The organism is Chelatococcus sp. HY11 (genome assembly GCF_018398335.1).
In the GTDB taxonomy this organism is placed as follows: Bacteria; Pseudomonadota; Alphaproteobacteria; order Rhizobiales; family Beijerinckiaceae; genus Chelatococcus.
Map to the genome: position 1 here is coordinate 381945 of NZ_JAHBRX010000001.1, position 13173 is coordinate 395117.

Consider the following 13173-nt stretch of genomic DNA (forward strand, 5'->3'; position numbering starts at 1 on the left):
AGCGATAGGAGGAAGAGGCTATGACGGCACGAAAGTTCGGTATTGGACAACCTGCCCGACGCCTCGAAGACCTCCGCTTCATTACGGGCGTGGGAACCTATACGTCGGATATCCTGCCGGCGGAGACGGCGCACGCGGTGGTTCTGCGCAGCCCCCATGCCCATGCGCGGTTCAGCTTCGACGATCTCGAAACTGCGCGCGCCATGCCTGGTGTGCTCGCCATCCTGACCGCGGCGGACATCGCCGATATTGGCGAGTTGCAATGCCTCGCCAGCGTCACGAACTACGATGGCTCGCCGCTTAACCGCACCTCCTATCCAGTGCTCGCACGGAACGTGGCGTTGCATGTGGGCGACGCGATCGCCTTCGTCGTGGCCGAGACCGAGCTTCATGCGCAGGAAGCGGCCGAGGCGATCGCCGTCGATTGGGAGCCGCTGCCCGCTGCTGTCGATATCGACGCCTCGTTGGCGGAGGGCGCCGCTCTCGTCAGGACGGAGCTCGGCAGCAATGTCGCTTTCGAGACGAAGATCGGCGATGAAGCGGCGGTCGACGCGATCTTCGCCAAGGCGGATCGGGTCGTCAGCCTGGACATCGTCAACAACCGCCTCGTTTCCAACTATCTGGAGACGCGCGCGTGCCTTGCCGAATACGACAGGGCGGATGGCCGCTGGACGATCACACTTGGCAGCCAGGGCAGCCATGATATTCGCGACAATCTCGCGAAAAATCTGCTGAAGGTCGATCCGGCGCGCATCCGCGTGATAACGCCTGATGTGGGCGGTGGCTTCGGCACTAAGATCTTCATGTATCGCGAATATCCCCTGTGCGCCGTGGCGGCGCAGCGGCTCGGGCGTCCCGTGCGTTGGGTCGCCGGCCGAGGGGAGCATTTCCTGGCTGATACCCATGGGCGGGCGAATGCGACGCGGGCCGAGATGGCGCTGGACAAGAAGGGTCGTTTCCTTGCCCTCAAGGTCGATCTGCGCGCCGATATCGGCGCCTATCTCTCCCAATATGCGCCCTATATCCCCACGGAAGGCGTCCGCATGTCACCGGGATGCTACGATATTCCGGCCTTTTTCAGCCGCGTGCGCGGTGTCTATACCAACACCACGCCGGTCGATGCCTATCGCGGCGCTGGAAGGCCCGAAGCGGCCTATATGATAGAGCGCCTCGTCGATCATATCGCGCGCAGCATCGGGTCGACGCCGGACAAGATCAGAGCGCTCAACTTCATCAAGCCTTCGGCCATGCCGCATCGGACGCAGACGGGACGTCTCTATGACACCGGTGAGTTCGAGGGGCATATGCGTCAGGCGATGGAGAATGCCGACTGGGCCGGCTTCAAGGACAGGGTGAAGGCCTCCCGGCGCGCGGGGCTCCTGCGCGGGATCGGGCTCGCCACTTACATCGAGGCCTGCTCAGGTGGCGGCGCCGAATCGTCGACCGTGAGCCTCAACAAGGACGGTTCCTTCACGGTGAAGATCGGCACGCAATCGAATGGCCAGGGCCACGCCACGGCCTATGCGCAGATCGTTTCCGAGCATTTCGACGTCCCCCTGGAACAGGTGTCGGTGCTTCAGGGAGATACCGACGCCATCGCCACAGGCAGCGGCACGGGCGGCTCGCGTTCAATCCCGGTGGGCGGCGCGGCGCTCGCGCAAGCCGGCGGCGATCTCGCGGACAAGCTCAAGCGTCTGGCCGCTGAGGCCTTGGAGGCGGGCGTCGCGGATCTCGAGATCGAGGATGGACGGATCCATATCGCCGGCACGGATCGCGCGATGACCTTGAGCGAGGTCGCGGCACTTCCCTCCGCCACGCCGGCCGCTGTTACATCGGCGGAGGCATGGACGCCGCCTGAACCGACCTATCCCAACGGCAGCCATATCTGTGAGGTGGAAATCGATCCCGACACCGGTGTCGTCGCCATCCAGCGCTACACCGTGGTCGACGACTTCGGCCGGGCGATGAACCCTCTTCTCCTCGCCGGGCAGGTTCATGGTGGCGCGGCGCAGGGGATCGGGCAGGCGCTCCTGGAGCGCACGCTATTCGATGCGGACGGCCAGCTCATCACCGCGTCACTGATGGATTACGGCGTCCCACGCGCGGATCTCATTCCATCATTCTCCTTTACGACACGGAATGTGCCGTCGACTACCAACGCACTGGGCATGAAGGGAGCGGGCGAAGCCGGCGCCATCGGCGCCTGCCCGGCGGTTATCAACGCGGTCGTGGATGCGTTGCACCGGGCCACAGGCATCATGCATATCGACATGCCGGCGACGCCGGATCGGATCTACGCGGCCCTGGCGGAGGCCGACGCCGCTGCGGCTTAAATGCCGCACCTTGCGGCTGTGACGTATTCTCACAAGGTCGTCATTAGAATACGTCCAATTCAATGTTAATCATGAGCGGTGGTCCGTATCGTACGGGAAAAGCTCATGATTCGAAGTGTTTTGGTTGCTATGGGTCTGGTGCTCGGAGTGACTGCCGGGATTGCACAGACGGATCCGATCGCCGAGCGGCAGCAGGAGATGAAGGACAACGGGCAAGCCTCGCGTATCGGCGCCGGCATGGTCCGAGGGCAGGAGCCTTTCGATCTCGCAAAGGCCCAGCAGGTCTTCAACACCTATATCCATACGGCCGATAATTTCGGCAAGCTGTTCCCCGATAGCTCGAAGACGGGCAAGACCGCGGCCTCGCCGAAGATTTGGGAGGACCGCGCCGGCTTCGACGCCGCGCTCGCCAAATTCGGCGACGAGGCCCGCAAAGGTTTGGCCGAGACAAAGGACCTGGAGACCTTCAAGGTCGCCTTTTCCGCGATCGGGCGCAGCTGTGGCGCCTGTCACGAAGGCTTCCGCGTCAAGCAGAACTGACGCGGAGCCGCCGTCCTGGCTGGGCATTGCCGCCATCAGGTCGCGCGGGCGAGGGCGGCAGCCTATCTCGACTGTCGACGGGCTCGGGGGGTAATCTCCCGGGCGCCACACCTGTTGGGGATTGCCCATGAAGCGGCTTCTGAGCGGTCTGATCCTGCTTGCGATCATCGGTGCGGCCGGTTTCTGGGGCCTGACGAGTCCGCGCTGGCAATCCCAGGATATAGGCCCCATCCCGACGGATGCGCCAAACCTCGACAATGGCCGCGCGCTATTCATGGCTGGCGATTGCATGGGCTGCCATGCGACGCCCGGGCAGGATGACAAGCTGCGGCTCGGCGGCGGGCTCGCGTTGACGTCTGACTTCGGCACGTTTCATGTGCCCAATATCTCGCCCGATACCCGGGATGGCATCGGCAACTGGACGGTCGAGCAGTTCGCCCGGGCGATGCACGCGGGGGAGGGGCCCGATGGCCAGCACCTCTATCCCGCGTTTCCCTATGCCTCATTTCAGCGGATGACGGCGCGCGATCTGCGCGATCTCTTCGCCTTCATCAAGAGCCTGCCGGCGGTTGAAGGACGGGCTCCCGGCCACGAGCTCAAGTTCCCGTTCGCCATCAGGCGCGGCATCGGCCTCTGGAAAGTCCTCTATCTCGACGGAGAGGTGTTCAAGCCCGATCCGGCGCAAAGCGCCTCCTGGAACAGAGGGGCCTATCTCGTGGAAGGCGTCGCGCATTGCGCCGAGTGCCACAGCCCGAGGGACGCGCTCGGCGGCATCATCCCCGATCGCCGCTTCGCGGGCGGGCCCAATCCGGAGGGGCGTGGCTATGTCCCCAATATTACATCGGATGAGGCGACGGGCATCGGGAAATGGTCGAAGGAGGAACTGGTCGAGCTTCTGACCACGGGCTTCACCCCGACCTTCGATTCGGTCGGCGGCAGTATGGCGGCCGTCGTTGCCGGAACTTCACAGCTCAGCCCTGAGGATCGCGAAGCGATGGCGGAGTACATCCTGTCGTTGCCGCCACGGACGGCGACCCCAAGGGCGAACTGACTTTTTGCGCACTGACTTTTTGCGAACGTGGCGTTCCCAGACCAAGGCGTCGCTTCGTCGGCCTAGTCCATCACCGCCGCTTTGAGGATGCAGACCATGACCGCGCGGGCCGGGCCGTCGCTCGTGCAGCGCACTGTATGCGGGCGATCGCAACGGTAGCGCAGGCTCTCGCCGGCACGGGCAGACTGGAGGATGCCCGCGACTTCGACCGTGAATTCACCGTCGAGAACGGACAGGCATTCGATCGATCCCCGTTGATGGGCATCCGAGTCGAGCACCGCGCCCGGCTCCGCCTGGATGTCGTACCATTGGAGCCATTCGACGGTCTTGATCCAGCCGATGATCGCGAGGCGCATGCGGCCGTCGTCGGAGACGAGGATAGGGGTATCGGCCCGTGATGATTTCTCGATGAAGGGCTCGTCGTCGCCGGACGCGAGGACTCGCTCGATCGAGACATCAAGCGCCTGGCTCAGGCGCCAGATCGTCGCGAGCGTCGGATTGGTCTCATTGCGTTCGATCTGGCTGATGATTGATTTCGCGACGCCTGATTGCTCCGCAAGTTCCGACAGCGACAGATTATAGGCCTTGCGGAGCCGCTGCACCGTCTTGCCGAGTTGGCCGGACAAGAGCTGCGCGCCAGCTTCCATTTCTCGCGTGCGATCCTTGCCCTCGACGGCCATCAACCTGCCTCATGATTTCGGAATAGCGAACAAGCGTTTGCTATGACGGACGCAATGTGACCGTGTCGTGCTGATCAATCAAGCCTTGTTCGTCCACCACCGGTGAAAGTGATGGACAGGGCCGTGACCGGAGCCGATGGTGAGCTGGTCGGCGGCCGCGAGTGCCGCCGTGACATAGGCTTTGGCCGCGCTGACGGCGGTCTTGAGATCGAGCCCCTTGGCTATTCCCGCCGCGACGGCTGACGACAGGGTGCAGCCGGTGCCGTGGGTGTTGCGGCTTGCGATGCGCGGCGCGCTGAAGCGATGCACCTCCTTGCCGTCGAGCAGGAGATCGGTGCTTTCGGGGCCATCGCCATGGCCGCCCTTGATCAGGACGGCTTCGGTGCCGAGCGCGAGAATGAGCCGGCCTTGCTCGATAATCTCGTCCTCGTCGCGCGCGATCGGCCTGTCCACGAGGGCTGCCGCTTCGGGCAGGTTCGGCGTGATGATCCGAGCGCGCGGGATAAGGCTCCGGCGCAGTGCCGTAATGGCGTCTGCCGCCAGCAGCCGGTCGCCGCTGGTCGCCACCATGACCGGATCCAGCACCACCTGCCGCTGGCCATGTCGCACCAGCCCGTCCGCGACGGCCTCGATGACGCTGGCTTGCGACAGCATGCCGATCTTCACCGCGGCGACGGCGAGATCCGAAAAAACGGCATCCATCTGCGCGGTCACGAACTCTGGTGGGATGTCGTGGATGCCGCTCACGCCATGGGTATTCTGGGCCGTAAGTGCGGCAATGACGCTGGCGCCATAGACACCGAGCGCCGAGAAGGTCTTGAGGTCGGCCTGGATACCCGCGCCGCCGCCGGAATCGGAGCCGGCAATCGTGACCGCGATCGGTGTCATCAAATCAACTCCCATTAGGTCACTTCGCCGGTTGTACCGGAATTGCGGCGCTGGAGCTCAGCACCAGGGCTCCTCTTCGCCGCGCCAAGCCCTTTCGCCATGCAGGCCCCTTCGCCATGCAGGCCTCTTGGCCAACCCTCAGGCCGGACGCCCACGCGCGGCGAGCGCCTCATCGACGATGGCGCGCAGCCGGGCCGTGGCGGCTGCGATATCCTCTTGCATGAACAGCGCGGATATCATCGCGACGCCGTCAGCGCCAGCGGCGATGACCGCGGCGGCGTTGGACACGTCGATGCCGGCGATGGCGCCGACCGGCTTGTCCGGAGCCGCGGCGCGAGCGACCGCCGCGACTTTCGCGAAGCCGCGCGCGCCAAGCGGCAATTCAGGATTGGCCTTGCTGAAGGTCTCGAATACGCCGCCGATACAGCCGTAGTCGAGTGGCTGCCCCTCCATCCCGCGCGCATCCGCTTCGGTCTTGAGCGTCAGACCGATGATCGCTTCGGGGCCGAGGAGGCGTCGCGCATCCGCAACCGCCATATCGGTCTGGCCGACATGAACACCCTCGGCCTCCGCCGCGAGCGCGACATCGATACGGTCGTTGATCAGAAGCGGTACGCCGGAACCCGCAACCGCGGCGCGGATGGCGCGGGCGGTCTCCACGAGACGGCGGGTTTCACCGTCCTTGTCCCGGTACTGCAGCAGGGTGGCGCCACCATTCACGGCCGCTCGGGCGAGTTCCGGCAAGGAGCGATCCTTCGTGCGCTTGGGATCGAGGATCGCGTAAACGCGAAGGTCAACTTGTGGCATCACTACCCTCATTGCTGCCGGTGCCCACGTCGTTCCTGCGAGGTAATCCCCGACGGGGAGGATCGCAATGGGCGGTCATGGCAAGAAGATGGCGCCTTGGCAAGAAGATGGCACTTCGGCAAGCCGTCGCGGGTGGTGCGGGGGCTCGTCGCGCCCGATTCCGGTCGGCGGTGGACCGTGGACGGATCGATGGCGGGCATGAAAAAAGGCCGCGATGGATGCCCCGTCGCGGCCTCAAGTCGGTTGAGCGAGGAGGTCAGCTCAAACGGTATGGGTGGGGCCGGCCTTGCGCGCCGCGCGCTCGGCGTAGCTGTGATGATGCTGACGCCACACCAGGAACACGCCAGAGGCGATGATGATGCCCGATCCAAAGACGACCGCGGGAACGGGCAATTCCTCGAAGAGGAACCAGCCGATAAGGCAGGCCCAGATCATCGTGGTGTATTCGAAGGGCGCGATCAGCGACGTATCGGCATGCTTGTAGCTCATGGTGAGCAGGATCTGGCCAATGCCCCCCATGACGCCGATGCCGACGAACAGGGCGAATTCACGCGGCGAAGGCATGACCCAGTTGCCGAGCACGATCGTGGCTAGTCCGAGCGTGCTCATCAGAACCACAAAATAGAACACGATGGAGCCGGTGCGCTCGGTGTTGACGAGCTTGCGCACCTCGATGGTCGTGCTGGCGTTGCAGAGCGCGGCGAAGAGGGCGAACATAAGGCCGATGGTAATGGCCGGGGAAGCCGCTCCGGACATCAGCGCGCTCGAAGCGACATGCGGGGTCAACATCACCAGAACGCCGATGAAGCCGATGAAGACCGCGAGCCAGCGATAAGCCTGCACCTTCTCCCTGAGGAAGATCGCCGCCAGGACGACCACCAGCAGGGGTGCGATATAGCCGATGGCGATTGCATCAGAAAGCGGCAGCTTGGCGAGAGCCGCAAAGCCCAAAAACATGCCGCAACCGCCGATCAGCCCGCGCTTGACGTGACCGCCAATGTTCTTCGTTCGCATCGATGCCACGATCTCGCGGCGGAAGCCGAGCCACACCAGAAGCGGCAGGATCGTGAAGAACGAACGGAAAAAGACGATCTGGCCGGTCGGGAAATCCTGACCGACAGTTTTGATGCCCGCGGCCATCAGCGTGAAAAACAGAGCTGATACGACCTTGAGCGATATACCTAGGAGGGGGTTCACGGCGGGGGACCAGATTAGTGCAGCTGCTGCCTTCATACTGGGCAACCCATTTCGAGCCAATATCGAAAGCAGCAGGTCAGCTATGCGTCCGGCGCGACGGTGTGTATTTCCTCAAGTTACTTTTAAGAGGAAATTAATCGATCTACTGTGATTGCAAGAAGAAATATGGTTTATCCTTGTTAACATTGCCAATATTAAGTCATAATCTTGCCATCATCTGGACGAGGCGGGATTTCCCGTGTCTAGGCCCCAACGCGAGCCTGCGTCACGAAACTGCAATCGGAATCAGGTTTTTGATAGCCCGCACGGCCGGATGTGCGCCGTGCTCCGAGCAAGCTGACGCGGAAGGCCGGAGCCTTGCGGAACGACGTGGTGCGAACGAAAGCCCTGTTCATTTCTGATGTGCATCTCGGTACCAAGGGATGCCAGGCGGATCTTTTGCTTGATTTCCTGCGGTTCCACGACGCCGATACGATCTACCTGGTCGGCGACATGGTCGACGGCTGGCGGCTGAGGCAGAAGTGGTACTGGCCGCAGGCGCACAACGACGTTGTCCAAAAGATGCTTCGCAAGGCACGCAAGGGCTGCCAGATCATTTATATTCCAGGTAATCATGACGAATTTCTTCGTGATTACGTTGGATCTAACTTCGGCGGCGTGTTGATCATGGAATATGCGATCCATGAGGCCGCCGATGGCAGCCGATATCTTGTGACGCATGGCGATCAATTTGACATGGTGGTGCGCCACGCCCGCTGGCTCGCTTTCTTTGGCGACCGCGCCTATGGCTTCGCTCTCTTCGTGAACACCTATCTCAACGTCGCGCGCCGCCGCCTCGGCCTGACCTACTGGTCGCTGTCCTCCTGGGCAAAGCTCAAGGTGAAGAACGCGGTGAACTACATCGGTCGCTTCGAGGAGTTGCTCGCCTCGGAGGCGCGCCGCCATGAGGCCGACGGCGTTATCTGCGGCCATATACACCACGCCACGATGCACGACGACTACGGCGTCCGCTACATCAATACCGGTGACTGGGTGGAATCCTGCACGGCGCTGGTCGAGCACTACGATGGCCGTTTCGAGATCGTGCACTGGGGACGCTCGCGGGAGCCGAACGCTGTCGTTCCCCTCCAGGAGGTGGCTGCCTGATGCGCGTGCTCGTCGCCACGGATGCCTGGCACCCGCAAATCAACGGCGTCGTGCGCTCGTTGGAGAATGTGGCGCGGGAGGCGCCTGAACTCGGCGCGGAGATCGTGTTCCTCACGCCCGACATGTTTCGGACCTGGCCGATGCCGAGCTATCCGGAGATCAGGCTGGCGATCACCTTTGCCTCTTCGGTCAGGCGCAAGATGGCCGCGTTCAAGCCTGACTTCGTGCATATCGCGACAGAGGGGCCAATCGGGCTCGCCGCGCGACGCGCCTGTCTGAGAGAAGGCCAGTCCTTCACGACGAGCTATCACACACGCTTCCCCGAATATCTCGCGGCGCGCCTGCCGGTGCCGACGGATTGGAGCTATGCCGCGCTCCGGCGTTTTCACAACGCCGGCGCCGGCATCATGGTCAGCACGGGTACGATCGAGCGGGAACTCGCCGCCAGGGGCTTTGGCCCGCTGATGCGTTGGTCGCGTGGTGTCGACGCATCGCTGTTCCGGCCCCGTCCCGATGCTCCACGGCCTTTCGCGGGGCCGGTCTTCTTGTATGTCGGCCGCGTTGCCGTCGACAAGAACATCGAGGCCTTTCTGAAGCTCGACCTGCCAGGAACAAAGGTGGTGGTCGGGGATGGCCCGGCCCGGCCCGCCTTGCAGGCGACCTATCCTGAAACACGCTTCCTCGGAAGCCTCACGGGCAAGGCGCTCGCGGAGGTCTATTCGGTCGCGGATGTCTTCGTGTTCCCCAGCGCGACGGATACCTTCGGCATCGTGCTTCTGGAGGCGCTGGCGAGCGGACTGCCGGTGGCGGCCCTTCCGGTCGCGGGGCCGATCGATGTCATCGGCCCATCGCAATGCGGCGTGCTGGACCATGATCTCGGAAAGGCTGCCCTCGCGGCGCTGGAGATCCCCGGCGCGCGCTGCCGGGCCTATGGTCTCACCTTCACCTGGCAGGCCAGCGCGCGCCAATTCCTTGACAACATCCGCCTGGCGCATGGCGCCGCAACAGGCGGCGGTGACGGGGCCTTCGCCATCGCGTCCTGAAGCGGCCCGGCGCCTGGTTCCAGGTCCTTCATTTCCGAGCATCGTCTTCGCGAGCGGCTGCCCGCTCCGCTCGGAAATGCTTTAAGTGAACCGGCGAAGCTTTTCCGAGGCGCTCATGGTCGTGAGGCCGGCCAGAATATCACCGGGAGAGCGAATGGGCTTGCGAGATCCCCTCTGCAGTGCGGACGCCTGCCGCGCCACAAGCGCTTCCAATTGTTCGCGAATGCTGGCGGTGTTGTGCATGACTGTCTGCTGGCTGGCGGCCTGTTCCGCGTTATTGACGACGAGCCGCACCGTCTGTGGCAGGTCCGGCGCGATGGCTGGCTCTCGGAGTGCGGCAGCCTCGGGCACCGGCCCGGCGTCACAGGCCTCGACGGCTTTCGACAGCCGCTGCTCGATCTGGTCCATCAGACGCGCCAGCAGGCGGAAGCGTTCGCTGATCGCCATGCTGTTCGCGGCGACGGCGTAGAGGCTCGTCAGGCGATCCCGCACCGCGCTATTGGCGATATCGTCGTGCGACTTTCCGGCCGACGTCTTGCTCCAGGCCATTTCCTGAATCAGCTCGGCGGCATCGATGACGGCGGCCGTGGTCTTGTCCTGCGCGCGCGCCAAAGCCGTGAACGGGTCTTCGCTAGCCTCCCGGTCGAGCGCGGGCTGGCTTCCCGGCGCAAGCGCGATCTCGATACGCGTGCGCTCGATCAGACGCTGGATCTGAACGAGGCGGAAGCGCTGCCGGTCACGATCGTCGTCCCTTGTATCCGCATGGTCAGCGCGGCGACTGCTGCCCTGAAGGCGGCTCAACGCGTCGATCAGGGACTGGAGATCGGCATGGCGCTGGCGGCGCACATACTCCGCCAGAAACCAGCGTCCACGCTCGGTCTCGGTGAGCGCCCGGGCGATTGCATCGTAGGTCGGCGACGACTCGATGGGACTGGCTTCGGATGTCAGCATATGGTGCTCAGGTCGTTGGGCCAGCAGGCATGCAGGCTCATTCGACCCGACGATACGGGCGTCAGCGTAAAGGATCCTTTTACGGTGAGGGCGGAACCGGATTTTTCCTCACCCCCAGAGTTCCCGCGTCGGAGGGCTGACGACGCTGCCTTCATAGAGAAGGCCGCACGCCCGATCCTCGGCGAGGAGGAGCGGGCCGTCGAGATCGACGAAACGTGCCTTTGGCGTGAGGAGCATGGCGGGGGCCATGGCAAGGGAGGTGCCGACCATGCAGCCCACCATGATTCCGAAGCCCCTGGCCTCGGCCTCGGCGACGAGGGCCAGCGCCTCTGTCAGCCCCCCTGTCTTGTCGAGCTTGACGTTGAGGACGTCATAGAACCCCGCCAGTCGTGCGAGGTCGTCCCGCGTGTGCAGGCTTTCGTCGGCGCCGAGCGGGATGATGCCGCGATGGGCGGCGAGATGGTGATCCTCGCCCGCCGGCAGGGGCTGCTCGACCAGCGCGACGTCAGCACGCCGGCAAGCCGCGAGGTTCTCGGCCAGCGTCTCGGGTGTCCAAGCCTCATTGGCATCGGCGATGACGACCGCGTCAGGCGCCGCCGTCCGGACGGCAGCGATGCGCGCGGGGTCTCCGACGCCGCCAAGCTTGATCTTGAGGATAGGCCGCCCGCTGCGCGCGGCGGCTTCGCCCATGGCCTGCGGTGTGTCCAGGCTGATGGTGTAGGCCGTCGTGGCGCGAGGAACGCGCGTGATCCCCGCGAGCACATGGGCCGGAACCCCGGTCATCTTGGCCTCGAGGTCCCACAGGGCGCAGTCCAGCGCATTGCGCGCGGCGCCTGCCGGCAGCGTTTCGCCAAGGCCTTGACGGTCGAGGCCGTTCTCAATGGCGGCGCGCTGGCTTTCGATGGTGGCCGCGACGCCGTCGACGCTCTCTCCGTAGCGGGCGTAGGGCACGCATTCTCCACGTCCGCTATGGTCCCCGTCGCTGATTGTCGCCGTCACGACGACCGCTTCCGTGCGGGCGCCGCGTGAGATGACAAATTTCCCCGCAATGGGGAAGCGTTCGATGGCGACGGTAAGACGGCGCGACATGACAGGCCTTCTGGTGGATCCGGATATGACAGGCGCGGCTTTCGCCGTGATGTTGCAACGATGCAGCTTTATCACTTATTCCAACGGTACGGCATGGGTTTGCTCGACATCGACGGGTATCGCCGGTATCGGTGATTGCAGTGCCGTATACGGGAATCGCGACGTCCGCCGGGTGTGGACGTCAGCTGGCAAGACAGGTGCATGAACGCAGGACCCACCGCCGCGACCGAAGAGGCTGGTAGCGAAATTAGGGCGACCCTCTCCGGGCTTTGGACGGCACCTTACGCGGCCGCTGTCGAGAAAGAGGCGCAGACCCTGCTTGACGCAAGTCAGGGTGCGGGGCGCGTCATCCTCGACATTTCAGGGATCCAGCGCCTCGATACGCTCGGTGCCTGGGTGCTCGATCGCACGCGCCATGAGCTAGGCGATCGCGGCTTGCACGCCGATTTCGTAGGCGCGCGTCCTGAGCAGAGCATTCTCCTCAATGAGATCGCCTACCGTAGCGGCAATGAATTAACAAAACGTCGGAAGTCCAGGCTCGTCGACTTTCTGGCGGAAGTCGGCGAGGCTGTCGTCAATGCCGGGCGGGACATGGCGCGCGGCATCAGTTTTCTTGGCGAAACGACGGCCGGGCTCGCGCGGGTTTTCGCGAACCCGAAGCGCTTCCGCTTGACGTCCCTTGTCAATCAGCTCGAGCAGGTGGCCTTCAGGGGCGTGCCGATCATCGCGCTTATTTCCTTTCTTGTGGGTTGCATCATTGCCCAGCAGGGCATTTTCCAGCTGCAACGCTTCGGCGCAGTCACCTTCGTGGTGGACCTGGTCGGCATTCTGGTGCTGCGCGAACTCGGCGTGCTGCTCACGTCGATCATGGTGGCCGGCCGCTCGGGCAGCGCCTTCACGGCGGAAATCGGCTCGATGAAAATGCGCGAGGAGGTGGATGCCTTGCGCGTGATGGGCCTCGATCCCATCGAGGTTTTGATCATCCCGCGGGTTCTCGCCTTGATCATCGGGCTGCCGCTGCTCACCTTCATCTCGGAGATGGCGGCGCTGTTCGGTGGCGGATTGGTGGCGTGGATCTACGGTGGCATCAGCCCCGAGATCTATCTGGCCCGCCTGCAGTCGGCCATCGATTTCAACACTTTCCTCGTCGGCATGATCAAGGCGCCGTTCATGGCGCTTGTCATCGGCCTGATCGCTTCCCTTGAAGGGCTGGCCGTCGCGGGATCGGCTGAATCTCTCGGCCGGCAGGTCACGGCCGCGGTCGTGAAGTCAATTTTCATGGTGATCGTCGTGGACGGCCTGTTCGCGATGTTCTTCGCCGCGATCCGCTTCTGAGGCGCACATGGACCAGCAGCTCGCACCAGCCAACGGCGGATCGCCTGAGCCGGGCTATGCCGACGCGGCGGATGGCCATGCCACAGAGCCCAATCGCGAGGTTGTTATCCGGG

General features: G+C 63.9%; 12 protein-coding genes. 6 read left to right on the top strand and 6 right to left on the bottom strand.

The window, feature by feature from the left end:
- Window positions 1-20: 20 nt before the first annotated feature.
- From KIO74_RS01925 to KIO74_RS01935, 3 genes are all read left to right on the top strand, one after another.
- Window positions 21-2333, top strand: coding sequence for a xanthine dehydrogenase family protein molybdopterin-binding subunit (locus KIO74_RS01925; RefSeq protein ID WP_213330012.1), 2313 nt, complete (start codon window positions 21-23; stop codon window positions 2331-2333).
- A 105-nt stretch (window positions 2334-2438) separates the two neighbouring features.
- A complete protein-coding gene (locus tag KIO74_RS01930; RefSeq protein WP_213330014.1) occupies window positions 2439-2873 on the top strand; it encodes a c-type cytochrome in 435 nt (144 codons plus the stop codon).
- 127 nt (window positions 2874-3000) lie between these two features.
- Complete coding sequence (locus tag KIO74_RS01935) at window positions 3001-3924, top strand: c-type cytochrome (RefSeq protein WP_213330015.1); 924 nt, start codon at window positions 3001-3003, stop codon at window positions 3922-3924.
- Between the two features lie 62 nt (window positions 3925-3986).
- Here KIO74_RS01935 and KIO74_RS01940 read toward each other — a convergent pair whose 3' ends face one another.
- From KIO74_RS01940 to KIO74_RS01955, 4 genes are all read right to left on the bottom strand, one after another.
- Window positions 3987-4604 (bottom strand): helix-turn-helix domain-containing protein, encoded by a 618-nt coding sequence (locus tag KIO74_RS01940; protein ID WP_213330017.1) that lies wholly within the window; start codon window positions 4602-4604, stop codon window positions 3987-3989.
- Window positions 4605-4682: 78 nt separating this feature from the next.
- Window positions 4683-5492, bottom strand: coding sequence for a bifunctional hydroxymethylpyrimidine kinase/phosphomethylpyrimidine kinase (gene thiD, locus KIO74_RS01945; protein ID WP_213330019.1), 810 nt, complete (start codon window positions 5490-5492; stop codon window positions 4683-4685).
- Window positions 5493-5630: 138 nt separating this feature from the next.
- Window positions 5631-6299 (bottom strand): thiamine phosphate synthase, encoded by a 669-nt coding sequence (gene thiE / locus KIO74_RS01950; protein WP_213330021.1) that lies wholly within the window; start codon window positions 6297-6299, stop codon window positions 5631-5633.
- Between the two features lie 261 nt (window positions 6300-6560).
- Window positions 6561-7532 carry a DMT family transporter gene (locus KIO74_RS01955; protein WP_213330023.1) on the bottom strand — a complete coding sequence of 324 codons (972 nt, stop codon included), beginning with the start codon at window positions 7530-7532 and terminating at the stop codon, window positions 6561-6563.
- Window positions 7533-7868: 336 nt separating this feature from the next.
- Between KIO74_RS01955 and KIO74_RS01960 the strand changes: the two genes are divergently transcribed.
- Both KIO74_RS01960 and KIO74_RS01965 read left to right on the top strand, forming a co-directional pair.
- A complete protein-coding gene (locus tag KIO74_RS01960) occupies window positions 7869-8642 on the top strand; it encodes a UDP-2,3-diacylglucosamine diphosphatase (RefSeq protein WP_349629130.1) in 774 nt (257 codons plus the stop codon).
- Complete coding sequence (locus tag KIO74_RS01965) at window positions 8642-9685, top strand: glycosyltransferase family 4 protein (RefSeq protein WP_283772107.1); 1044 nt, start codon at window positions 8642-8644, stop codon at window positions 9683-9685. Before KIO74_RS01960 ends, KIO74_RS01965 begins: the two co-directional genes overlap by 1 nt.
- A gap of 81 nt (window positions 9686-9766) precedes the next feature.
- On the opposite strand, the gene KIO74_RS01970 is transcribed toward KIO74_RS01965, so the two are convergent.
- On the bottom strand, window positions 9767-10636 hold the full coding sequence (locus tag KIO74_RS01970; protein WP_213330025.1) for a hypothetical protein: 870 nt from the start codon (window positions 10634-10636) through the stop codon (window positions 9767-9769).
- Between the two features lie 108 nt (window positions 10637-10744).
- Entirely contained in the window at window positions 10745-11725 is a 981-nt protein-coding gene (dgcA, locus tag KIO74_RS01975; RefSeq protein ID WP_213330027.1) for an N-acetyl-D-Glu racemase DgcA, read from the bottom strand.
- Between the two features lie 201 nt (window positions 11726-11926).
- Between dgcA and KIO74_RS01980 the strand changes: the two genes are divergently transcribed.
- Window positions 11927-13060 (top strand): ABC transporter permease, encoded by a 1134-nt coding sequence (locus tag KIO74_RS01980; protein WP_213330029.1) that lies wholly within the window; start codon window positions 11927-11929, stop codon window positions 13058-13060.
- Window positions 13061-13173 lie beyond the last annotated feature (113 nt).

What these genes read in the sequence shown, in the direction of transcription:
- KIO74_RS01925 (WP_213330012.1), top strand. Translation starts at nt 21, where the DNA reads ATGACGGCACGAAAGTTCGGTATTGGACAACCTGCCCGACGCCTCGAA.
- KIO74_RS01930 (WP_213330014.1), top strand. Translation starts at nt 2,439, where the DNA reads ATGATTCGAAGTGTTTTGGTTGCTATGGGTCTGGTGCTCGGAGTGACT.
- KIO74_RS01935 (WP_213330015.1), top strand. Translation starts at nt 3,001, where the DNA reads ATGAAGCGGCTTCTGAGCGGTCTGATCCTGCTTGCGATCATCGGTGCG.
- KIO74_RS01940 (WP_213330017.1), bottom strand. Translation starts at nt 4,604, where the DNA reads ATGGCCGTCGAGGGCAAGGATCGCACGCGAGAAATGGAAGCTGGCGCG.
- thiD (WP_213330019.1), bottom strand. Translation starts at nt 5,492, where the DNA reads ATGACACCGATCGCGGTCACGATTGCCGGCTCCGATTCCGGCGGCGGC.
- thiE (WP_213330021.1), bottom strand. Translation starts at nt 6,299, where the DNA reads ATGCCACAAGTTGACCTTCGCGTTTACGCGATCCTCGATCCCAAGCGC.
- KIO74_RS01955 (WP_213330023.1), bottom strand. Translation starts at nt 7,532, where the DNA reads ATGAAGGCAGCAGCTGCACTAATCTGGTCCCCCGCCGTGAACCCCCTC.
- KIO74_RS01965 (WP_283772107.1), top strand. Translation starts at nt 8,642, where the DNA reads ATGCGCGTGCTCGTCGCCACGGATGCCTGGCACCCGCAAATCAACGGC.
- KIO74_RS01970 (WP_213330025.1), bottom strand. Translation starts at nt 10,636, where the DNA reads ATGCTGACATCCGAAGCCAGTCCCATCGAGTCGTCGCCGACCTACGAT.
- dgcA (WP_213330027.1), bottom strand. Translation starts at nt 11,725, where the DNA reads ATGTCGCGCCGTCTTACCGTCGCCATCGAACGCTTCCCCATTGCGGGG.
- KIO74_RS01980 (WP_213330029.1), top strand. Translation starts at nt 11,927, where the DNA reads ATGAACGCAGGACCCACCGCCGCGACCGAAGAGGCTGGTAGCGAAATT.